This window comes from Mycobacterium sp. PSTR-4-N, from assembly GCF_022348085.1.
Taxonomy (GTDB): Bacteria; Actinomycetota; Actinomycetes; order Mycobacteriales; family Mycobacteriaceae; genus Mycobacterium.
Window position 1 is genome coordinate 305,558 of the sequence record NZ_JAKRFN010000002.1, and the last position, 22,026, is coordinate 327,583.

17 protein-coding genes are annotated in these 22,026 nt (G+C 67.8%); 9 read left to right on the top strand and 8 right to left on the bottom strand.

What is annotated here, in order from left to right:
• Positions 1 to 29: 29 nt before the first annotated feature.
• Positions 30 to 1,760 (top strand): bifunctional ribonuclease/(p)ppGpp synthase, encoded by a 1,731-nt coding sequence (relZ, locus tag MHN84_RS04830; protein ID WP_241203482.1) that lies wholly within the window; start codon positions 30 to 32, stop codon positions 1,758 to 1,760.
• On the opposite strand, the gene ppdK is transcribed toward relZ, so the two are convergent.
• The 6 genes from ppdK to MHN84_RS04860 all read right to left on the bottom strand — a co-directional run bounded on the left by ppdK (position 1,753) and on the right by MHN84_RS04860 (position 9,981).
• Complete coding sequence (gene ppdK, locus MHN84_RS04835) at positions 1,753 to 4,461, bottom strand: pyruvate, phosphate dikinase (RefSeq protein WP_241203557.1); 2,709 nt, start codon at positions 4,459 to 4,461, stop codon at positions 1,753 to 1,755. The genes relZ and ppdK overlap by 8 nt on opposite strands.
• A complete protein-coding gene (locus MHN84_RS04840; RefSeq protein ID WP_241203483.1) occupies positions 4,461 to 5,594 on the bottom strand; it encodes an aromatic ring-hydroxylating dioxygenase subunit alpha in 1,134 nt (377 codons plus the stop codon). Before MHN84_RS04840 ends, ppdK begins: the two co-directional genes overlap by 1 nt.
• Positions 5,595 to 5,632: 38 nt before the next feature.
• On the bottom strand, positions 5,633 to 6,829 hold the full coding sequence (locus tag MHN84_RS04845; protein ID WP_241203484.1) for an FAD-dependent oxidoreductase: 1,197 nt from the start codon (positions 6,827 to 6,829) through the stop codon (positions 5,633 to 5,635).
• Positions 6,826 to 7,185, bottom strand: a complete 360-nt coding sequence (locus tag MHN84_RS04850) for a bifunctional 3-phenylpropionate/cinnamic acid dioxygenase ferredoxin subunit (protein WP_241203485.1) — start codon at positions 7,183 to 7,185, stop codon at positions 6,826 to 6,828. Before MHN84_RS04850 ends, MHN84_RS04845 begins: the two co-directional genes overlap by 4 nt.
• 202 nt (positions 7,186 to 7,387) lie before the next feature.
• Positions 7,388 to 8,974 carry a BCCT family transporter gene (locus MHN84_RS04855; RefSeq protein ID WP_374238316.1) on the bottom strand — a complete coding sequence of 529 codons (1,587 nt, stop codon included), beginning with the start codon at positions 8,972 to 8,974 and terminating at the stop codon, positions 7,388 to 7,390.
• A gap of 227 nt (positions 8,975 to 9,201) precedes the next feature.
• Positions 9,202 to 9,981 carry an IclR family transcriptional regulator gene (locus tag MHN84_RS04860; RefSeq protein ID WP_241203486.1) on the bottom strand — a complete coding sequence of 260 codons (780 nt, stop codon included), beginning with the start codon at positions 9,979 to 9,981 and terminating at the stop codon, positions 9,202 to 9,204.
• Positions 9,982 to 10,120: 139 nt separating this feature from the next.
• Here MHN84_RS04860 and MHN84_RS04865 point away from each other — a divergent pair, with 139 nt between their 5' ends.
• On the top strand, positions 10,121 to 12,583 hold the full coding sequence (locus tag MHN84_RS04865) for an FAD-dependent oxidoreductase (protein ID WP_241203487.1): 2,463 nt from the start codon (positions 10,121 to 10,123) through the stop codon (positions 12,581 to 12,583).
• Entirely contained in the window at positions 12,580 to 13,431 is an 852-nt protein-coding gene (gene purU / locus MHN84_RS04870; RefSeq protein ID WP_241203488.1) for a formyltetrahydrofolate deformylase, read from the top strand. Before MHN84_RS04865 ends, purU begins: the two co-directional genes overlap by 4 nt.
• Positions 13,432 to 13,435: 4 nt before the next feature.
• On the opposite strand, the gene MHN84_RS04875 is transcribed toward purU, so the two are convergent.
• Both MHN84_RS04875 and MHN84_RS04880 read right to left on the bottom strand, forming a co-directional pair.
• Complete coding sequence (locus MHN84_RS04875) at positions 13,436 to 14,065, bottom strand: GntR family transcriptional regulator (protein ID WP_255729983.1); 630 nt, start codon at positions 14,063 to 14,065, stop codon at positions 13,436 to 13,438.
• A 99-nt stretch (positions 14,066 to 14,164) separates the two neighbouring features.
• Positions 14,165 to 14,836 (bottom strand): GntR family transcriptional regulator, encoded by a 672-nt coding sequence (locus tag MHN84_RS04880; RefSeq protein WP_241203490.1) that lies wholly within the window; start codon positions 14,834 to 14,836, stop codon positions 14,165 to 14,167.
• Between the two features lie 113 nt (positions 14,837 to 14,949).
• On the opposite strand from MHN84_RS04880, the gene glyA reads away from it, so the two are divergent.
• The 6 genes from glyA to MHN84_RS04910 all read left to right on the top strand — a co-directional run bounded on the left by glyA (position 14,950) and on the right by MHN84_RS04910 (position 22,023).
• On the top strand, positions 14,950 to 16,275 hold the full coding sequence (glyA, locus tag MHN84_RS04885; RefSeq protein WP_241203491.1) for a serine hydroxymethyltransferase: 1,326 nt from the start codon (positions 14,950 to 14,952) through the stop codon (positions 16,273 to 16,275).
• A complete protein-coding gene (locus MHN84_RS04890) occupies positions 16,272 to 17,516 on the top strand; it encodes a sarcosine oxidase subunit beta family protein (RefSeq protein ID WP_241203492.1) in 1,245 nt (414 codons plus the stop codon). Before glyA ends, MHN84_RS04890 begins: the two co-directional genes overlap by 4 nt.
• A 17-nt stretch (positions 17,517 to 17,533) precedes the next feature.
• Positions 17,534 to 17,809, top strand: coding sequence for a sarcosine oxidase subunit delta (locus MHN84_RS04895; RefSeq protein ID WP_241203493.1), 276 nt, complete (start codon positions 17,534 to 17,536; stop codon positions 17,807 to 17,809).
• Positions 17,809 to 20,661, top strand: a complete 2,853-nt coding sequence (locus tag MHN84_RS04900) for a glycine cleavage T C-terminal barrel domain-containing protein (RefSeq protein WP_241203494.1) — start codon at positions 17,809 to 17,811, stop codon at positions 20,659 to 20,661. The genes MHN84_RS04895 and MHN84_RS04900 overlap by 1 nt, the downstream gene beginning before the upstream one ends.
• Positions 20,654 to 21,241, top strand: coding sequence for a sarcosine oxidase subunit gamma (locus MHN84_RS04905; protein WP_241203495.1), 588 nt, complete (start codon positions 20,654 to 20,656; stop codon positions 21,239 to 21,241). The genes MHN84_RS04900 and MHN84_RS04905 overlap by 8 nt, the downstream gene beginning before the upstream one ends.
• 155 nt (positions 21,242 to 21,396) lie before the next feature.
• Entirely contained in the window at positions 21,397 to 22,023 is a 627-nt protein-coding gene (locus tag MHN84_RS04910; RefSeq protein ID WP_241203496.1) for a GntR family transcriptional regulator, read from the top strand.
• The last annotated feature ends 3 nt before the right edge of the window (positions 22,024 to 22,026 follow it).

The following is a 22,026-nucleotide window of genomic DNA, read 5'->3' on the forward strand; positions in this document are numbered from 1 at the left end:
CCAACAGCCTATCGGGCACAGTAGGGGCCATGTATTTCGTCGGTCTGGACCTGGCATGGGGCCAGCGCAAACCCACCGGTGTCGCCGTCGTCGACGACGGCGGCCGGCTGGTGGCGGCGTCGGCGGCCACCGATGACGCCAGCATCCGTTCGATGGTGGCGCCCTACGTCGACGGCGACTGTGTGGTGGGTATCGACGCACCGATCGTCGTGCGCAACCCGACGGGTCAGCGGCCGGCCGAGCGGGCGCTCAACGCCGATTTCGCGAAATTCCAGGCCGGCGCGCATCCGTCGAACACGGGCAAGCCGGAGTTCGCCGACGGCACCCGGGCCGGGCGGCTGGCCGACGCCCTCGGCCTGGACATCGATCCGCAGTCCGACGGGCCGCGTCGCGCGCTCGAGGTGTATCCCCATGCGGCCACGGTGGCGTTGTTCCGGCTGGGTCGCACGCTGAAGTACAAGGCCAAGCCGGGCCGCTCGGTGGCGCAGCTGCAAGCCGAACTGCTGCGGTTGATGGATCTGGTCGAAGGGCTTGCGACCGCGGAGCCCTCGCTGCGGGTGGCCGACTCACCCGACTGGGTGCGGCTGCGCGCGATGGCCGAAAGTGCCGAGCGGAAAAGCGAATTGCGCCGAGTGGAAGATCCGGTCGACGCGGTGGTCTGCGCCTACGTGGCGATGTTCGCTGCCCGCCGGCCGGACGCGGTGACCTGTTACGGCGACGCCGAGACCGGGTGCATCGTGACGCCGACGTTGCCGTCGGACCTGGTGCCCGCCCCGCCGGAGCCGACACCTGGTGTGGTGCACGAGGCGATCGCGACCTACACCCGGCGGCGCCCCGCGCTGATGGCGTCCACCGAGCGCTACCTGACGATGGTCACGGCGCTGCTGGACGACGCCGGGATCGATTATCTGAGCGTGACCGCCCGGACGAAGTCGGTGGCATCTTTTGCCGCCAAGGCCGACCGGCACGTCGACGGCCACCGGTTGTATGCCGATCCTCTCTCGGAGATCACCGATCAGATCGGCTTGCGGGTGATCACGTATCTGCGCGACGACGTCGCCGCGGTCGCCCGGCTGCTCGGGCAGGAGATGCAGCTGCTCGACGATCGGGACATGGGGGTGGAAACCGCGAGCGAGGGCCGCTGGGGCTACGCCAGCAGGCATCTCCTGCTGGCGGCCGAAGGCGAGCAACAGCCGGCGTCGGTGCAGGTGCGCACGATCCTGCAGCACGCGTGGGCGGAGTTCGAGCACGACGTCCGCTACAAGGGTTCGATCCCCGAGGAGGACGCCCCCGATTTGGACCGGCGGTTCACCCTCGCCGCGGGTCTGCTCGAGCTCGCGGACCGGGAGTTCTCCGCGATCCGGGAGCGGTTGCGCTCGACCACCCCGGCCGAACGGCCGCGCGCCGCCGGTGAGGCGGGTATTCCGACGCCGGTCTTGGCCACCTACCTGGCCAACCGGTTCCCCGACGCAGGGTGGTCGCGCACCGACCACTACGGGTGGATGGCCGGTCTGCTGCTCGATCTCGACATCGACTCGATCGACGAGGTGGACTCGGTGTTGGCCGGCGTCGACACCGATGCGGTGAACGCCGCCATGGACTACCGCTTCCCGCCGGGGGCAGTGCGACGCCTCGACGATGCGCTGTTGAAGCTCTACGGCCGCCGCTACATCGATCTTCCCGGCAATGCACACCGAATCCGGCTGTTGGAGAACAGGTCCGAACGGCTCAGCGGCGAGATGAGCAGGGACGTCAACTGACGGCTGCCCGGCCCGCCTCCAGCCGCGCGATCGGCAACCGGAACGGTGAACACGAGACATAGTCCAGTCCGGTGCGGTGGAAGAAGTGGATCGACTCGGGGTCGCCGCCGTGTTCCCCGCAGACACCGAGTTTGAGACCGGCCTTGGTGGCCCGGCCCTCCCTGGCCGCGATCTCCACCAGTCGCCCCACCCCGTCGGCGTCGAGCGTCTCGAACGGCGACGTGGTGAACACCCCCTTGTCGATGTAGCTGGCGAACAGCGAGGATTCGACGTCGTCGCGGGAGAACCCCCACGTCGTCTGGGTGAGGTCGTTGGTGCCGAAGGAGAAGAAGTCAGCGGCCTCGGCGATGCGATGCGCGGTCAACGCCGCTCTGGGCAGCTCGATCATCGTGCCGACGGGCACGGTGAGCGTCACGCCGCGCTCGGCAGCCACCTCGGCGAGGATCTCTTCGGCTTCGTCCCGGACCAGGTGCAGCTCCATCACCGAGCCGACCAGGGGCACCATGATCTCGACTTGCGGGTCCCGTCCGGCGGCCAGCTGGTCGCAGGCGGCCTCGGCGATCGCACGCACCTGCAGGGCGAACAGTCCCGGTGTCACCAAGCCGAGTCGGACACCGCGTAGACCGAGCATCGGGTTGGACTCGTGAAGGTCTTCGACGGCCGCGAGCAGCGCACGGCGACCGGCCGCCTGTGCGCCCTGATCGCCGGCGGCATCGGCCAGTGCGACCTCGACGGCGAGATCGGTTCGGTCGGGCAGGAATTCGTGCAGCGGCGGATCCAGCAACCGGATCGTCACCGGCAAACCGTCCATCGCCTCGAGCAACGCGGCGACATCGGCTCGCTGCAACGGCAACAGCGCCGCCAGGGCGTGCTCACGCTCCTGGGGCCTGCGCGCCAGGATGACCGCTTCGATGAGCGTCCGGCGTTCGCCGAGGAACATGTGCTCGGTGCGGCACAGCCCGATCCCCTGCGCGCCCAGCGAGCGGGCCCGCGCCGCATCCTCGGCGGTGTCAGCGTTGGCCCGCACGGCCAGGCGGCGCGATTCGTCGGCGTGGGTGAGCAACCGGTCCACGGCCATGACGACAGCCGCGGTCTCGTCGTCGGCGCCTTCGAGTGCCGCCGCAAGTCCGGCTTCGATGTAGGTCTCCACCGGCGAGGGCACCACCGGCACCGCGCCGAGGAACACCTCACCGGTCGAGCCGTCGATGCTGAGCGCGTCGCCCTCCTCGATCACCACGCTGCCGACTCGCGCAGTCCTGGCCGCCACGTCGACGTCGAGCGCTTCTGCGCCGCACACGCACGTCTTCCCCATCCCGCGGGCCACCACCGCCGCATGGGAGGTCTTCCCGCCGCGCGCGGTGAGGATTCCGTTGGCGGCGATCATCCCTTCCAGGTCGTCGGGGTTGGTTTCCTTGCGCACCAACACGACGTGCTCGCCGCGTTCGTGCCAGGCGCGGGCGGTCGCGGAGTCGAACACCACCCTGCCCACAGCGGCCCCGGGCGAGGCGGCCATCCCGCGGGCCACCAGGTCCCGCTCCGCCGTCCGGTCGAATTGCGGGAACATCAGCAGCGCCAGTTGCGCCCCCGACACCCGAAGCAGCGCCTCGTCCAACGTGATCAGGTCCTCGTCGACGAGTTGGGCGGCGACCCGGAATGCGGCGGCTGCCGTGCGCTTGCCGACGCGGGTCTGCAACATCCACAAGGTGCCGCGCTCGATGGTGAATTCGATGTCGCACAGGTCGCGGTAGTGCGTTTCCAGCCGGCGCATCATCGTCATCAGTTGACCGTGTGACGCGGGGTCCAGCTCGGCCAGATCGTCGAGCGAGAGCGTGTTGCGGATGCCGGCGACGACGTCTTCGCCCTGCGCGTTGGGCAGGTAGTCGCCGTAGGCGCCCGGCCGCCCCGACGCCGGGTCGCGAGTGAACGCCACGCCGGTGCCGCTGTTCTCCCCCAGGTTGCCGAACACCATCGTGCAGATGTTGACCGCCGTGCCGAGGTGGGCGGGTATCCGTTCCCGCCGCCGGTACAACCGGGCCCGCTCGGTGTTCCACGAGTCGAACACCGCGTCGATCGCCATGTCGAGCTGCTCGCGCGGGTGCTGCGGGAACTCCTGTCCGGAGTGCTCGCGCACCAGCGCCTTGAACTCGGTCACCAGATCCTTCAGATCATCGGCGTCGAGTTCGACGTCGGTGACGACGCCCTTGGCCGACTTCGCTTTCTCCAGCGCATCGGCGAACATGTCGCCGGGCATGCCGAGCACGGTCTTGCCGAACATCTGCAGGAGCCGCCGGTAGGAATCCCAGGCGAAGCGTTCGTCGCCGGACTGCTCGGCGAGGCCTTTGACGCTGGCGTCGTTGAGCCCGATGTTGAGCACCGTCTCCATCATCCCGGGCATCGAGAAGGCCGCGCCGGAGCGGACACTGACCAGCAGCGGATCGTGTCGATCACCGAGCCGGCGTCCGAGGCCGTCTTCGAGCTGCCGCAACGCCATGGTGACCTGCACCCGCAGTTCCCCGGGAGCAGCTCCGCGACTGAGGTATTCGCGGCACGCTTCAGTGGTGATCGTGAACCCGGGTGGCACCGGCAGACCGAGGTTGGTCATCTCGGCGAGGTTCGCGCCCTTGCCACCGAGCAGTTCCTTACGACTCTTGTCACCTTCGGTGAAGTCGTAGACGTATTTGGTCATCGACTGCGGACGCATCACACGGCGAGCATGCCGCGCAGCCAGTCGTGGAAGGCCCCGATGTGGTGTTCGCTGGGAACCAGCACACCGCCGTTGCGATACACGCGCGAATTCATTGCCGGCTGGCATCTTTCGGCTGCTTCGAAGTCCTGGCTGTTGACCCGGTGGAACAATTCGACCGACCGGCTGACGTCGCGACCCGATTCGACGACCTCCGGCAGGTACAGCCAGTCGCACTCGACGACCGTGCGGTCGGCGGCCATCGGGAACATACGGTGCACGATCACGTGATCGGGAACCAGGTTCACGAACACCTGCGGGCGCACGGTGATCGCGTAGTAGCGGCGATCCTGATCTTCGGTGACCCCCGGGATGTGATCGAGCCCTTCGGAGCCGTCGATCGTGAAACCCTTGACATCCTCTCCGAATTCGGCTCCGTGCCCGACGTAGTACTGGGCCGCGTAGCCGTCGGCGAATTCCGGCAGCACCTCGGTCAGTTCGGGGTGGATCGTGGCGCAGTGGTAGCACTCCATGAAGTTCTCGACGATGAGCTTCCAGTTCGCCTTGACGTCGTAGACGATCCGGCGGCCCACGCTCAGGTCGGCAATGCCGTAGTGGTCGATCGACTCGAGGTCGCCCAGGCGATCGACGATCTCCTTCATCACGGTGTCCTCGAACGAGGGCGGCGTCTCGGCCAGGCACACCCACACGTATCCGAGCCATTCCCGCACGGCGATGGTGCGCAGCCCGTATTCGACCCGGTCGATGTCGGGCATCTTGGTCAGGTTCGGGGCGGCGATGAGCTTGCCGTCGAGGTCGTATGTCCAGGCGTGGTAGGGACATTGGAACGCGCGCCGGACCTCGCCACTGTCCTCGGTGCACAATTGCGCGCCGCGATGCCGGCAGACGTTGAAGAACGCGTTCACCTTTCCCGTGCGCGACCGGGTCACCAGGACACTCTCGCTACCCACCTGGACCGTCTTGAACGCCCCGGGCTTTGCGATATCCGAGGAGCGCACCACGCAGAACCACATCGCCTCGAAGATCTTCTGCTGCTCGAGCGCGAACACCTCCGGGTCGGTGTAGTAGTGGCCGGCCAGGGTGGAGATGAGGCTCTCGGGCAACGTGGGGGCTGCTTCGAAGGTGGTCATGAGGCTCCTGTGAGTGAGAGTGGGGCTGAGGGAAGAGGTCAGACGGCAACCGGGGTGGTGGCGAGTTGGCGGCGCCACCGGGTGAACAACTTGGGTTGGTCGACGCCGAGGACGGCGACCAGGCGGCCGTCGCGCCGGTACGTGGCGAGGAAGCTGCCGCTCTCGCAGTCGCCCGCCTCGATGGTGATCTCGTCGTCGGGCAGCGCGGTTCCGGCGAACTGGATGCGCGCGCCGTACTGGTCGGACCAGAAGTACGGCGCCTTGACGGCGGTGCTTTGGTCGGTTCCACCCGCCAGCAGCGCGGCGACCGCGATCGCCGGCCGCTCCAGTGCACCCGTCCAGTGCTCGACTCGGCGCGCCACCCCGGTCGACGGGTCGTGCCATGCCGCGCAGTCGCCCACCGCCACGACATTCGGGATGTTCGTCTGGCCGTTGGCGCCGCAGATCACGCCGTTACCGAGGGTCAGACCGCTGCCCTGCAGCCACTCGATGTTCGGGATTCCGCCGATGCCGACCACCACGACGTCTGCGGGCAGGTGGCGGCCGTCGACGAGGTCGACCCCGGTGACCCGGTCGACGCAGTCCGCGTCGCGCAGCGCGCGCTTCTGTCCGGTGAGCCCGGCCACGCCGACCCCGCAGATCAACGTCGTACCGTGCACGCCGTGCGCTTGCGCGACGACCGCGCCGAGCCGGGAACCGAGCTGCACCTGCAGGGGCGTCGGTGCCGCCTCGACGACCGTGACCGCCATGCCGAGTTTGCGTGCGGTGGAGGCGACCTCGGCGCCGATGAAGCCGGCGCCGATCACCACCATCTGCGCTCCGGGTCGCAGGTCGGAGCGCAGCGCGAGGGCGTCGTCGATGGTGCGGATGACGTGGACTCCGGCCATCTTCTCGCACCCGGGCCAGCGCCGGGCCCGCGATCCGGTGGCGATGACGAATCCGTCGGCGTGCACCCGGCGGCCGTCGGCGAGGTCGACGGTGTTGGACGACGGGTCGAGAGCGACGGCGGCCGAGCCGAGCACCCACTCGGCGGCCAGGTCGTCGGAGTCCTCGAGGGTGAGGTCGGCCTCGGTGAGGTCACCGGCGAGGAAGTCTTTCGACAGCGGCGGGCGATCGTAGGGCCGGCGCGCCTCGTCGCCGATGACGGTGATCCGGCCCGTGAATCCTTGTGCGCGAAGAGCTCTGACTGCCGAGAGGCCGGCCAGCGAGGCTCCGATGACGGCGATGTGCTTCACGACTGTCCCTGGGCCAGTCGCGCGCGGATGTCGGGCGGCAGGTTCGGCTTCTCGGTGCTGAGTTGGACGCGGATCATGCCGTCGTCGATGACGACGGTGTGGGTGCGCACCGGCAGCTTCGCGGGCGGCGCGTCCACGGCGCCGGTCCGCAGATTGAACCGCGACGCGTGCAGCGGGCATTCGACTTCGCATCCCTCGAGCCAGCCGTCGGCCAGCGACGCATCCTGGTGCGAGCACGTGTCGTCGATCGCGAACACCTCGCCGTCCTCGGTGTGGAAGACAGCGATCGGCGGTTCCGCGGCGACGCGGACCGACTCGCCGGGCGGCAGGTCGGAAAGCGGGCAGACGTCGAGCATGTGTTGCCTTCCTGTTTCGAACAGATGACGCGTATTAAGGAACGCGATTCGTAATACGCAACAGTGTGTGGCCGGTCACAATGCTTGTCAAGTGGAACAGCGGCTTCGGCCGCTGTGAGTTTCCTGACTTCTTTCGACAGCAAAAACACTGGTCGCCGCACTGTTTGCTCAGTGCGGCGACCAGTGTCGAAAAGGCTTCGTGCTACGGAGCTGGGTCTCCCACCGGCGTCTCGCCGGGAACGGCGGTCTTCTGCAGATCGGCCATCATCGGATCGCGGGTGACGTCGAGGAACAACGACACGCACATGCCGATCATCACCAGCACGAACGGTGCCGCGACGATGATCGTCATCGTCTGTAGACCGTTGAGCGCGTCGTTCCCACCGGCCCACAACATCAGCACGGCCACCGCGCCGGTACTCAGGCCCCAGAACGCGACCACCCACCGCGACGGATACACCGAGCCGCTCTGGGACAGCGTCCCCATCACCATCGACGCGGCGTCGGCACCCGAGACGAAGAAGATCGCGACGAGGGCCATCACCAGAAGCGAGGACAGGCCGGCCAGCGGCATGTGGCTGAGCATCCCGAACAGGGTGGATTCGGGTTCGCCGCTGCCGAAGATGTCGAGACCGTTGCGTTGCAGCCCGATCCCCGCCCCTCCGAAGATGACGAACCACAACAGGCTGACAGTCGTCGGGATCAGGATCACACCGATGACGAACTGCCGGATGGTGCGTCCGCGGCTGATCCGCGCCAGGAACATGCCGACGAACGGTGTCCAGCTGATCCACCACGCCCAGTAGAAGATCGTCCACGAGGAGAGCCACTTCTCGGTGTCGCCGCCGGCCTCGGCCGAGCGTGCCGACATCGCCGCGAGATTGGCCAGGTAGTCACCCAACGCGGTCGGCAAGAGGTTCAGGATCAGCACCGTCGGTCCGACGATGAACACGAAGATCGCCAGGATGAGCGCGAGCACCATGTTGATGTTCGACAACCACTGGATTCCGCGCGACACCCCGGAGACGGCGGAGGCCACGAAGGCCAGGGTGAGCAGGGCCACCACCGCCACCAACAGGAGCGTGCCCGCCTTACCGACCCAGCCGAGCACCTCGATGCCCGAGCCGATCTGCAGAGCGCCGAGCCCGAGGGACGCCGCCGTGCCGAACATCGTGGCGAAGATCGCGAGGATGTCGATGGTCTTGCCGATCGGTCCCTCGATGCGCTTGCGGCCGAACAGCGGGATGAACGACGCGCTGATCAACTGGCGCCGGCCCATGCGGTAACTGCCGTAGGCGATGGACAGTCCCACGACCGCATACATCGACCAGGGATGGAACCCCCAGTGGAACAGCGCCGTGGCGAGCGCCGTGCCTGCCTTGGAGTCGGCCAGCCCTGGCGGCGGATTGACGAAGTGGGTCAACGGCTCGGTGACGCCCCAGAAGATCAGCCCGATCCCCATGCCGGCGCTGAACATCATCGCCACCCAGCTCACGGTGTTGAACTCGGGCTTCTCACCGTCGCGGCCGAGCGGGATCTTGCCGTACCGACTCAGCGCCAGCCACGCGGCGAACAGCACGAAGCAGGTCGCCGAGACGATGAAGACCCACCCCATGTTGCTCACCACCCAGGTGAGCATCGCCGACATCGTGGAGCCGAAGTTCTCGGGCGACAGCAGGCCCCAGCCGAGGATGGCGACGACGATGACCGCGGTGACACCGAAGACCACCTTGTCGGTGATCGGCGGACGCTGACACAGCGGGACATCGTCTTTGTGCCCGGGTGCGATCGGTGCGCCCGGACCGGGAAACGTGTGGTGCAGCTTGGTTTTCAGCTCGTCGACATCGAGCGGATGGTCTTGTTGTGCGGTCACATTCTCACTCCTGGGCTGATACGAGCAGGTGTGACGAGAGCCACACTCGCCCTGATATATTAGAACGCGCGAGAGTGATACACCACCGGGAGCGCGAAATTAGTCGCTGTGAACGTGCTGGCAGAGCCGTCAGAGGCGGAGGGTCAGCCTTGGTAGCCCATGCGTTCGGACACCGCCGCCGCCGCGGCGACGACGGCAGGAATCACCTCGCGGGCGCGGCCGTCGTCGAGCCGGTACACCGGTCCCGAAACACTCAGCGCAGCGATGACGATGCCGGCATGGTCCCGGATCGGCGCCGCCACGGCGGTCAAACCGTGCTCCATCTCTTCGGTGGAGATGACATAGCCGTCGCGGGCGATGTCGATGAGCTGACGCTCGAGATCATCCATCGACGTGACCGTGCGGTCGGTGTAGCGGGTGAGGCGCGCTTCGCCGAGCACATCGCGCCGCGCTTCAGCAGACATGTAGGCCAGCAGGATCTTGCCGCTCGAGGTCGCGTGCAGCGGAGTCAGCTCGCCGACCCAGTTGTGGCTGCCGACCGATCGGGGGCCGCGGGCTTGATCGACGTTGACGGCGTAGTGCGATCGCAGGACCGCGATGTTGACCGTCTCCCCCAGCTCGACAGCCAGCCGCTCGCAGATCTCGCGCCCCTGCTGTGTGACGTCGAGTTGTCCCGACACGGCGTTGGACAGGCGCAACAGGCCGAACCCGAGTCGGTACTTGCCGCGCTCGTAGGCCTGTTCGACCAGCTCATGGTCTTCCAGGGCAGACAGCAGACGGGACACCGTGGATTTGTGCACACCGATCTCATTGGCGAGTTCGGTGACGCCGACCTCGCCGAGGCGAGCCAGGATCTCGAGGACGGACACCGCCCGGTCGACCGACTGCACACCCCCGCCCGAGTCGGAGCTCCCGTTGCTCACCGCGACGACACTACCGGGACAGCAGGGGCGAGAGGTCACCACCCGCAGGGGCACCGGCGCCGAGGTTGACCGGCGCCCAGTGGGACCTTACCTTGGTATATCAGTTGTTGATCAATCTTAGTCAGGAGCGGCCACGCACATGGGATCCCCTCGCGTCGTGATCATTGGCGCCGGCATCGTCGGCACCAACCTCGCCGACGAACTCACCGCCCGTGGCTGGGACCGGGTGACGGTCCTCGATCAGGGCCCGCTCCCGTTGACCGGCGGCTCGTCCTCGCACGCGCCGGGGTTGGTGTTCCAGACGAACTCCTCGAAGGCGATGACGGCGTTCGCGTCCTACACCGTGGAGAAGTTCTGCTCGCTCGACGTCGACGGCGCGTGGTGTTTCAACCAGGTCGGCGGTCTCGAGGTGGCGACCACCGAGGGCCGGCTCGCCGAGTTGCACCGACGGCACGGGTGGGCGACCTCGTGGGGTGTCGCCGCGCGCGTGATCGACCCGCAAGAATGCGCGAAGCTGCACCCGCTTCTCGATCCGCAGCGCATCCTCGGCGGTCTGCACGTGGAGACCGACGGACTGGCCAAGGCTGCCCGGGTGGTCGTCGCGCTGACCCGCCGCGCGCAGAGCCGGGGCGCAGAGTTCCGCGGTTCCACCAAGGTCCTGGGGATCGAACACAGCGGAGGGAAGGTCACCGGTGTGACGACGCCGTCGGGCACGGTGCCCGCCGACATCGTGGTGTCCTGCGGCGGATTCTGGGGACCGGAGCTCGGTGCGCTCGTCGGCATGGACGTACCGCTGCTGCCCCTGGCCCATCAATACGTGAAGACCCACCAGATTCCGGAACTGGTCGGGCGCAACACCGAGGCCTCCGAGGCCGGCTTCCCGATCCTGCGCCACCAGGATCAAGATCTGTACTTCCGCGAGCACGTCGACCGCCTCGGCATCGGCTCGTATGCCCACCGCCCGATGCCCGTCGACCTGCGCGACCTCCCCGACGGCGAGATCAGCTCGGAGGCAATGCCGTCCATGCTGGCGTTCACCGAAGAGGACTTCGCGCCGGCCTGGGAGCAGAGCAAGCTCCTGCTGCCCTGCCTGCAGACGGCGACCATCGCGTCGGGCTTCAACGGCATCTTCTCGTTCACCCCCGACGGGGCACCACTGGTCGGCGAATCGCCCGAGGTCGCCGGTTTCTGGATCGCCGAGGCGGTCTGGGTGACGCACTCGGCCGGCGTCGCGCGCGCCGTCGCCCAGGTGCTCATCGACGGCCGATCCGAGGTCGCGCTGAACGGCTGCGATGTGCACCGCTTCGAAGACGTGCAGCTCGATCCCGACTACGTCAGCGAGACCTCGCAGCAGAACTTCGTCGAGGTCTACGACATCCTGCATCCGTTGCAGCCCAAGGAATCTCCGCGCGATCTTCGGGTCAGCCCGTTCCATGCGCGGCAGAAGGAACTCGGCGCGGTGTTCCTGGAGGCCGGCGGGTGGGAGCGGCCGCACTGGTTCGAGGCCAACGCCGACCTGGTCGACGCGCTGCCCACGCAGTGGCAACCGCCGCAGCGCGACGCGTGGGCGGCGATGTTCCACTCGCCGATCGCTGCTGCCGAGGCATGGCGCACCCGGACCGCTGTCGCTCTCTACGACATGACGCCGCTCAAGCGCCTGGAGATCTCCGGACCCGGTGCGGTGTCGCTGCTGGAGCGGCTCACCACCGGAAAGATGGACAAGTCGGTCGGTTCGGTCACCTACACGCTGATGCTCGACGCGGCCGGCGGGGTGCGCAGCGACATCACGGTCGCCCGCCTCTCCGCCGACACTTTCCAGGTCGGGGTGAACGGCAACGTCGATCTGGACTACCTGCGCCGCCAGGCCGACGGTGCCGACAGTAACGTGGCCGTCCGCGACATCACCGGCGGTACCTGTTGCATCGGCGTCTGGGGGCCGAGGGCACGCGACCTGGTGTCGGCCCTGAGCCGCGACGACTTCTCCAACGACGGCTTCAAGTACTTCCGGTGCAAGCGGGTCCGCATCGGCGGGGTGCCGGTGACCGCGATGCGCCTGTCCTATGTCGGTGAGCTCGGCTGGGAGCTCTACACCACTGCCGAACACGGTCTGCGGCTGTGGGATGCGTTGTGGGCCGAGGGGCAACGCCACGGCGTGATCGCCGCGGGCCGCGCCGCTTTCAACAGCCTGCGGATGGAGAAGGGGTACCGCTCCTGGGGCACCGACATGACGACCGAGCACAACCCGTACGAGGCAGGACTGGGATTCGCCGTGCGCCCGCAGAAGGACGGTTACGTCGGCCACGAGGCTCTTGCAGGCGTCTCGGACGACACGGTCGAACGCCGGCTGGTCTGCCTGACCGTCGATGACGGCCGCTCCGTCGTCCTCGGTTCCGAACCGGTGCTGATCGACGGCGAACCTGCCGGTTATGTCACCAGTGCGGCGTTCGGGCACACGGTCGGCGCACCGATCGCCTACGCGTGGTTGCCCGCGACCGTCGGTCTCGGCGCCGGGGTGGACATCCAGTACTTCGACCGCAGGGTGGCCGCCACCGTGGTGGCCGAGCCGCTGGTCGATCCCGAGATGGCGAAACTCCGCTCATGACACAGACATTCACGCTGACGCTGAGTTGCCCGCAGCGGCCCGGGATCGTCCACGCGGTCAGCTCGTTCCTGTTCTCCCGTCGCTACGACATCGTCGAGCACCAGCAGTTCGACGACGACGTCAGTCAGTCCTTCTTCCTGCGCACCACGTTCTGCTGTCCCGACGACACGATCGACGCGACCATGTTGACCGAGCAGTTCTCCTCGGTGGCAGCGGGATTCGAGATGTCGTTCCGTATCAACGGGATGCAGCCACCCCGGGTACTGGTCATGGTGTCGAAACTCGGACACTGTCTCAACGATCTGATCTTCCGTTGGCGGGCAGGAACGCTCGGCGGTGAACTGGTCGCCGTCGTGTCCAACCACGACACGCTGCGACCGATGGCGGAGGCCGCCGGGCTGCCGTTCGTCCACATCCCGGTGACACCCGCGTCGAAGGCCGACGCCGAGGCCCGGCTGCTCGAGCTCGTCGAGGACCTCGACGCCGAGGTCGTGGTGCTGGCCCGCTACATGCAGGTGCTCTCGGACGAGGCGTGCGCCGCGTTGAGGGGGCGGGCGATCAACATCCACCACTCGTTCCTGCCCGGCTTCAAAGGCGCCAAGCCCTACCACCAGGCATACGACCGCGGTGTGAAGATGGTCGGCGCGACGGCTCACTACGTCACGCCGGACTTGGACGAGGGCCCGATCATCGAGCAGGAAGTCATCCGAATCGACCACTCGCACAACCCCGCTCGGCTCGCGACCGTCGGGCAGGACGCCGAGGCGCTCGCGCTGTCGCGGGCGGTGCGCTGGCACTGCGAGAACCGGGTTCTGCTCCACGGTCACCGCACCGTGGTGTTCCGCTGACGGTCTACACGACCGCGCGCACCGCTTCTTCGAATCCGGTGACGTGGGCCAGTGCGATGGCGGCAGCGGCATCGCCGTCACCGCCGGCGATCGTGCGCAGCAATTCGGTGTGTTCCCCGACGTGGCGGGCGACCATCGGCAGCCGGTCGAGGAACAGGCAGAAGATGCGCGTGGCCAGGTTGTCGTACCGGATCAGCACGTCTTCGAGGTGCGGGTTGCCGGTCGCGCGGTAGATGGCCCGGTGCACCCGCAGGTCCCACCGCATGAGTTCGTGGCGATCGATGTTGGCGATCTCCAAAGTGTCTGTCTGATCGGCGAGTTCGAGTAGGTGGGCCCGAGCAGCCGGTGACGCGTTCTCGGCGGCGGTGCGCGCGGCCACCGGTTCGAGATTGACCCGGATCTGCGAGATGTGCCGCAGGTCTGCGACGTCGACACCGGTGGCGAAGGTGCCGCGGCGCGGGAAGGAGATGACGAGACGGTCCGCCTCGAGCCGCTTGAGGGCTTCCCGCACCGGCGTGCGTCCCAGGCCCAGGCCGGCGGCAAGTTCGCTTTCCACGATGGCCTCGTTGGGCCGGATGTCCAACATGATCAGCTTGTCCTGGATGATCAGGTAGGCCTGATCGGCCAGCGACATCGCGCCGAGATCGACCTCGCCCAGCGACTCCACACCGACAACCGTCACCGACACATCCTTTCACTGGTGCGCCAATGATATATCAGTGTTTCCGGGGCGTTACAGCAACGCGCGGATGGCCCTCTCGAACCCCGTGACATGTGACAACGTCAGTGCAGATGCCGTCGCTTCGTCGCCGCGGACGATCGCTTCGAGCAGCTCGACGTGTTCACGCACGTGGGTGACGACGTCGGGCAGCCGGTCGAGGAACAGACACCAGATGCGGGTCGCGTGCGCGTCCAGGCTCTCCAGGATCGACTCCAGGTGCGGGTTCTGCGACGCGCGATAGATCTCCCGATGCACGCGCACGTCGTGTCGCAGCACCTCTCGCGGATCGTCGGTGTCGGCGATCTGCTCGATCGCCTCGGCGAGCAGGGTCAACCTCCGTCGCGAGTCCGCTGTGGCCACCCGGGCGGCGCGGGCTGCCGCCGTGGGCTCCAACTGGCGGCGGATCTCCGAGATGTCGGCCAAGTCGGTCATGTCGACCGCGGTCGCGAATGTTCCGCGCCGGGGGTACGCGATCACCAACCGGTCGCGCTCGAGTCTTTTGAGCGCCTCGCGGACGGGGGTGCGACCGAGCCCGAGTTCCGCGCCGAGCTTGTCGTCGGCCAGCGGTTCGCCGGGCTTGATGTCGAGCATCACCAGACGTTCCCGCACCGCCTCGTACGCGCGGTCGACCGCGCTCTCGGTGCCGGGGCCGGCATCGACGAACGACAGCTCCGCAAGTGTCATCTGCCCCTCATCTCATTCGTCGCACATCCGCTGTTGACGTGATCGCGAACTGATCCTAATCTATCCGACAGTTGATATATTAGTCACGTATCAAGCAATCCAGAAGGGCGAGCATGTCTGTCGACACTGCAGCACCGGCCACGGCGGGGGCCAACCCGATTCTCGGCGAGAGCCTCGCTGAACTCGATCACGATGTCCACCAAGCTATTTCGGCCGAGTTGGTGCGCCAGCAGAGCACGCTGGAGATGATCGCCAGCGAGAACTTCGCGCCGCTGGCCGTCATGGCCGCGCAGGGCTCCGTGCTGACGAACAAGTACGCCGAAGGGTATCCCGGCAGGCGTTACTACGGCGGCTGTGAGCACGTCGACGTCATCGAGCAACTCGCGATCGACCGGCTCAAGAGTCTGTTCGGGGCGTCGTTCGCCAACGTCCAACCTCACTCGGGTGCCCAGGCGAACGCGGCGGTGATGGCCGCTCTGCTGACGCCGGGCGACACCATCCTCGGGTTGACCCTCGCGCACGGCGGCCACCTCACCCACGGCATGAAGTTGAACTTCTCCGGCAAGCTCTACGACGTCGCCGCCTACCAGGTGTCCGAGCAGGACCACCGCGTCGACATGGCCGAGGTCGAGCGCCTGGCCCACGAGCGGCGCCCCAAGCTGATCCTCGCCGGCTGGTCGGCCTATCCGCGGCACCTCGACTTCGCCGAGTTCCGGCGTATCGCCGACGATGTCGGCGCGTATCTGATGGTCGACATGGCCCACTTCGCCGGCCTGGTGGCCGCCGGCCTGCATCCGTCGCCGGTGCCCCATGCCCACGTGGTGACGTCGACGACGCACAAGACGCTCGGCGGCCCGCGCGGCGGCGTCATCCTGACCAACGACGAGGCGCTGGCCAAGAAGATCAACTCGGCAGTCTTTCCCGGTCAGCAGGGTGGCCCGCTCGAGCACGTCATCGCCGCGAAGGCCGTGTCGTTCAAGCTGGCCGCCGCGCCGGAGTTCCGCGAGCGGCAGGAGCGCACCCTGGCTGGGGCCGCCATCCTCGCCGACCGCCTGCTACAGGAGGATTCGCGCGCCGCGGGCATCAACGTGGTCTCCGGGGGCACCGACGTCCACCTGGTGCTCGTCGATCTGCGCGACTCCGAGCTGGACGGAAAGCAAGCCGAAGACCGCCTGCACCGGGTCGGAATCACCGTGAACCGCAACGCCGTTCCCTTCGATCCCCGTCCGCCGATGATCAGCTCCGGCGTGCGGATCGGTACCGCGGCGCTGGCCACCCGCGGTTTCGATCTCGAGGGCTTCGCCGAGGTCGCCGACATCATCGCCGCGGCGCTGCGCCCCGACGCCGACGAGGCCGACCTCGATACGCTGCGTGCCCGCGTCGACGTCTTGGCGCGACGCTTCCCGCTGTACCCCGAACTGACGGAGGCCGCACTGTGACATCACACGCGACACCTACCCCACCCGGTGCGCACCTGCCTGATCATCCCGAATTCCTCTGGCGTACGCCGGAACCCAAGAAGACCTATGACGTCGTGATCGTCGGCGGCGGCGGGCACGGCTTGGCGACCGCGCATTATCTGGCGAAGAACCACGGCATCACCAACGTCGCCGTGCTCGAACGCGGCTGGCTGGCCGGCGGGAACATGGCCCGCAACACGACGCTGATCCGCTCGAACTATCTGTGGGATGAAAGTGCCCGCATCTACGAGCACGCCTTGAAGCTCTGGGAGACTCTCGAAGAGGATTTGGACTATCCGATCCTGTTCAGCCAGCGCGGGGTGCTCAACCTCGCCCACAGCCTGCAGGACGTGCGCGACAGCGTGCGGCGCGTCGAGGCCAACAAACTCAACGGCATCGACGCCCAGTGGGTGGACCCCGACGAGGTCAAGAAACTGTGTCCGATCGTCAACATCTCCAACGAGATTCGCTATCCGGTGCTCGGGGCCACCTACCAACCGCGGGCCGGCATCGCCAAGCACGACTACGTCGCGTGGGGTTTCGCCCGGCGCGCCGATCAGGCCGGTATCGACATCATCCAGAACTGTGAGGTCATCGGCTTCGACACCGACGGCGACCGGGTGACCGCGGTGCGCACCACCCAGGGCACCATCGGCGCGGGCCGCGTCGCGCTCTGCGCGGCCGGTCACACCTCGACGCTGACCGACATGCTCGGCATCCGCACCCCGCTGCAGAGCCATCCCCTGCAGGCGCTGGTCTCCGAATTGCTGGAGCCGGTGCATCCGACGATCGTGATGTCGAACGCGGTCCATGTCTACGTCTCACAGGCGCACAAGGGCGAACTCGTGATGGGTGCGGGCATCGACTCCTACAACGGCTACGGCCAGCGCGGCGCGTTCCACGTCATCGAGCGCCAGATGGCCGCCGCGGTCGAGTTGTTCCCCGTCTTCGCCCGCGCCCACCTGTTGCGCACCTGGGCGGGCATCGTGGACGTCTGCCCCGACGCCTCCCCGATCGTCGGCCACACCCCCTACGAGAACCTGTACCTCAACGCCGGTTGGGGCACAGGCGGTTTCAAGGCCACCCCCGGGACCGGGTGGTGCCTGGCCGACACCCTGGCCACCGGCCGCCCCCACGAATTCATCGCACCGTTCAGCCTCGACCGGTTCATCACCGGTGCGCTGGTCGACGAGCACGGCGCCGCGGGCGTCGCGCACTGATACGAAGGAGCGTTCACATGCAGCTCATCGAATGCCCGTGGTGCGGGCCCCGCGAGGAGACGGAGTTCCACTACGGGGGCCAAGCCCACATCGCCTACCCCGAGGACCCGCAGGCGCTGTCCGATGAACAGTGGGCGCACTTCGTGTTCTTCCGGGACAACCCCAAGGGACTGTTCGCCGAGCGATGGGCCCACAGCCACGGCTGCCGCCGCTGGTTCAACGCCGTACGCGACACCGCCACCTACCGATTCCAGCGGACCTACCGTCTGGACGAGCCGAAGCCGACGATCTGATGACTCACCGCACCAGCACGGGTGGCCGGATAGCCCGGGACACCACGCTTTCCTTCACGTTCAACGACCGCGAGTTCACCGGGCACCCCGGTGACACCCTCGCCTCGGCACTGCTCGCTCATGGCGTGCACCAGGTGGCCACCAGCATCAAGCTCGGTCGCCCGCGTGGCTTCACCGCCGCGTGGGCCGAGGACACCGGCGGTCTGGTCCAGATCGAGCACCCGTTTCCCGAACCGATGTTGCTGGCCACCACCGTCGAGCTGTTCGACGGCCTTGTGGCGCGCGGACTTCCGGGTCAGGGCCGGCTCGCCGAGATCCCCGACACCGCCAAGTACGACAGCACGCACGTGCACACCGATGTCCTCGTCGTCGGCGCGGGGCCGGCAGGGTTGGCCGCCGCACTGACTGCGGCCCGGGCCGGAGCGCGGGTCGTGCTGATCGACGAGCAGAGCGAGGCCGGCGGTGCACTGCTCGGATCGACCGATGTGATCGCGGGCCGGCCTGCGCTGGACTGGGTCACCGATGCCGTCGCCGAACTCGCCGGCCACCCCAATGTCGTTCACCTGCAACGCACCACCGCGTTCGGGCACTACGACGACGGTTTCGTCCTCGCGCTGCAACGGCGCACCGATCACCTGGGCGCCGAGGCGCCTGCGGCGGTCAGCAGGCAGCGGGTGTGGCGGATCCGTGCACGCCACGTCGTCGTCGCCGCCGGCGCGCACGAGCGGCCCGTGGTGTTCACCGACAACGACCGGCCCGGCATCATGCTCGCCGCGGCCGCGCGGACCTTCCTGCACCGGTTCGCCGTGTTGGTCGGCGAGCAGGCGGTCGTGTTCACCACCAACGACAGTGCCTACCAGGCAGCGTTCGATCTGCACGATGCCGGCGTCGCCATCGCCGCGATCGTCGATGCGCGCCGCGACGTCAGCGCGGCGCTGCGCGACGAGTGCGCGGCCAAGGACATCGCGATCCACACCGGCGCGGTCGTTTCCGGCACGCGCGGCGAATCCCAGGTGAGCCACGCGATCGTCGCCCGACCCGGCGATGATGCCGAGTCCACGGTCATTGCGTGCGACGTCCTGCTCGTCAGCGGCGGCTGGAATCCGGCGGTGCACCTGTTCAGTCAGGCGCGCGGCACGCTGCGCTACGACGACACGCTGGGCGCGTTCGTGCCCGGCGAGCGCCTCGAGGCGATCAGCGTCGCCGGCGCGGCCGACGGGGTGTTCGACCTACCCGGGTGCCTGCGCAGCGGCCGGGAGGCCGCCGCCGCGGCGGTCAGCGCGCTCGGCCTGACCGCGCCGGCCGAAACCCTTGCGGGAGAGTCGGACACCGTCACGCCGCAGGCCACCGGTGCCGTGCTGTGGTACGTGCCCGATCCGGCGTCGGCGACGCGCCAGTTCGTCGACGTCCAACGCGACGCCACGGTGGCCGATCTGGTCCGCGCGGTGGGCGCAGGGATGCGTTCCATGGAGCACATCAAGCGCTACACGACGATCGGGACCGCACACGACCAAGGCAAGACCTCCGGTGTCGTGGCGTCGGGCATCGTCTCGGCACTGCTCGGAACCCCGGTGGCGGACCTGGGCGTCACGACGTTCCGGCCGCCGTACACGCCGGTGGCGTTCGCCGCGCTGGCCGGGCGGGACCGCGGCAGCCTCTACGACCCAGAGCGGGTGACGGCGGTGCACGACTGGCACGTCGAGCACGGTGCGGTGTTCGAGGACGTCGGCATGTGGAAGCGACCCCGCTACTATCCCCGGGCCGGCGAGAGCATGGAGTCCGCGGTGCTGCGCGAATGTGCCGCCGTGCGAACGGGAGTCGGGATCCTCGACGGGTCCACGCTCGGCAAGATCGACGTCCAGGGCCCCGATGCCGGCGAATTCCTCGATCTCCTCTACACCAACGTGATGAGCACGCTGAAGGTCGGCATGGTGCGCTACGGCGTGATGTGCGGTGTGGACGGCATGGTGATCGACGACGGCGCGGTGATGCGCCTGGCCGAGGACCGGTACATGGCGTTCACCACCACCGGTGGCGCGGCACGCATCCTCGACTGGATGGAGGAGTGGCTGCAGACCGAATGGCCGCACCTGCGGGTCCGGTTGACCTCGGTCACCGAACAGTGGCACACCTTCCCCGTCGTGGGTCCGAGATCCCGGGACGTGGTCGGCGCGGTGTTCGGCGATCTCGACGTCAGCAACGACGCGTTCGGATTCATGGCCTGGCGGGACACCACGATCGACGGCGTGCACGTCCGGGTGGCTCGGGTCAGCTTCTCCGGTGAGCTGGCCTACGAGGTGAACGTGATGGGCTGGTACGCAACGGCTTTGTGGGAGAAGTTGATCGCCGCCGGCGAACGGTACGGCATCACTGCCTACGGCACGGAGACCATGCACGTACTGCGCGCCGAGAAGGGGTATCCGATCATCGGGCAGGACACCGACGGCACGATCACCCCGCAGGATCTGGGCATGGGGTGGGCGGTGTCGAAGAAGAAACCCGATTTCGTCGGTAAGCGGTCGTTCACCCGGCGGGAGAACCTGAACCCGTTGCGCAAGCAGTTCGTCGGGTTGCTGCCGACCGACGCCGACACGGTGCTCCCCGAAGGATCGCAGATCATCGAGTTCGCCGAGGACGGCCAGTTGCCCCCGCCGCCGGTGCCGATGCTCGGGCACGTCACGTCAAGCTATCGCAGTGCCGAGCTGGGGCGGCCGTTCGCGCTGGCTCTGATCAAGGGCGGCCACGCCCGTATCGGAGAAACCCTGCACGTGCCGGTGGACGGCGCCCTCGTCCCCGTGGAGGTCACCGGCTCTGTGTTCGTCGATCCCGAAGGAGCTCGCCGCGATGGCTGACACCCTGACCCGCCGCAGTCCGCTGCACGCCTACGAAGCACGGCTCGCGGCGACGCCGGCCTCGGCCGCGCTGAGCGACGAACCGTTCTTCGCGATGGTCGACCTGTGGGTCGATCCGGCCGGCCCGGGCGCTGCCGCCGCCGCCGAGATCCTCGGCGTCGACGCACTTCCCACGGCGCCGTCGACGCTGACCGGCGGCGCGGACTCCTCCGTGATCTGGCTCGGCCCGCAGGAATGGCTCGTCGTATCCGCCACGCGCAGCGGAGAGGATCTGGAGAGCGCGCTGCGCAGCAGCATCACCGCGCACGGCGGTGCGGCGGTCGACGTCTCGGCCCAACGCACGTCGGTGCGGTTGCGCGGTGCGCATGCCCGCGACGTCCTCGCCAAAGGGTGCGCACTGGACCTGCATGAACTCAGGACGGGTAGTGCCGCGCAGACGGTGCTGGGTCAGGCCGGCGTCATCCTGGTGCCGATGAGCGACGACGGTACGGACTACCGCGTCATCGTCCGGGCGTCGTTCGCGCGCTACCTCGCCGACTGGCTGATCGATGCCGCCGAGGAGTTCGGCATCGACTGGTGACCATCGCCCGGTAGCCCCCTCGCCCGCCCAAACCAACACTCGGGCGAAAAAGAGCGAGTGGAACGCGCCAGTGCGTCGATCTCGGCACCAGAGCGTGCGGTACCCTCGGCGAGTCTGACATCTCAGACGCAGCGCGTGATGTACGAGGAGGCCACGTGCCCAGCCCCCTGCTGTCCGATCAGGCCTACGACGCGATCCGCGACAAGATCGTGTCCCTGCAGATCGCTCCCGGCGCACCGATCGAGGAAGAGCAGCTGGCCGCCGAGCTCGGCGTCGGACGCACCCCGGTGCGCGAGGCGATCAAGCGGCTGGCCCATCGCAAACTGGTCGTGATCTATCCGCGCAGCGGCAGTTACGCCGCTGATCTGGATCTCGCCGATCTCGAGGCGATCTGCGACATTCGGGAACGCCTGGAGGGCCTGGCCGCCGAACGCGCCGCCCGCGAGGCCCGTTACGAAGAACGTCAGGAACTCCAGACGCTGCTCGAGGACATCGACGCCTGCACCGATCACGAGAAGTTGCTCGAACTCGACGTGCTCACCCACCGCGCGATCCACCGGATGGCGCACAACCCTTATCTTCTGGACACCCTCAGCCAGAACCTCGATCTGTCGCTGCGCATGTGGAATCTGGCCAAGGAGCGGCTGCCCGACCTCGACCACCATGTCCACGGTCAGACCGAGGTGCTCACCGCGATCTTGGAGCGCAACGCCACCCGCGCCCGCAAGCTCGCCGAGGCGCACGTGCGGGAATTCGAAGAGGGCATCCGCACGATGTTCTGACGG

Bases quoted from the DNA above. Each gene is read 5' to 3' on its own strand.
- ppdK (WP_241203557.1), bottom strand. From the start codon at position 4,461: ATGCGTCCGCAGTCGATGACCAAATACGTCTACGACTTCACCGAAGGT.
- MHN84_RS04840 (WP_241203483.1), bottom strand. From the start codon at position 5,594: ATGACCACCTTCGAAGCAGCCCCCACGTTGCCCGAGAGCCTCATCTCC.
- relZ (WP_241203482.1), top strand. From the start codon at position 30: ATGTATTTCGTCGGTCTGGACCTGGCATGGGGCCAGCGCAAACCCACC.
- MHN84_RS04880 (WP_241203490.1), bottom strand. From the start codon at position 14,836: ATGACACTTGCGGAGCTGTCGTTCGTCGATGCCGGCCCCGGCACCGAG.
- MHN84_RS04900 (WP_241203494.1), top strand. From the start codon at position 17,809: ATGACTCACCGCACCAGCACGGGTGGCCGGATAGCCCGGGACACCACG.
- MHN84_RS04895 (WP_241203493.1), top strand. From the start codon at position 17,534: ATGCAGCTCATCGAATGCCCGTGGTGCGGGCCCCGCGAGGAGACGGAG.
- MHN84_RS04865 (WP_241203487.1), top strand. From the start codon at position 10,121: ATGGGATCCCCTCGCGTCGTGATCATTGGCGCCGGCATCGTCGGCACC.
- MHN84_RS04850 (WP_241203485.1), bottom strand. From the start codon at position 7,185: ATGCTCGACGTCTGCCCGCTTTCCGACCTGCCGCCCGGCGAGTCGGTC.
- MHN84_RS04875 (WP_255729983.1), bottom strand. From the start codon at position 14,065: ATGTCGCTGGCCGATCAGGCCTACCTGATCATCCAGGACAAGCTGATC.
- MHN84_RS04905 (WP_241203495.1), top strand. From the start codon at position 20,654: ATGGCTGACACCCTGACCCGCCGCAGTCCGCTGCACGCCTACGAAGCA.
- purU (WP_241203488.1), top strand. From the start codon at position 12,580: ATGACACAGACATTCACGCTGACGCTGAGTTGCCCGCAGCGGCCCGGG.
- glyA (WP_241203491.1), top strand. From the start codon at position 14,950: ATGTCTGTCGACACTGCAGCACCGGCCACGGCGGGGGCCAACCCGATT.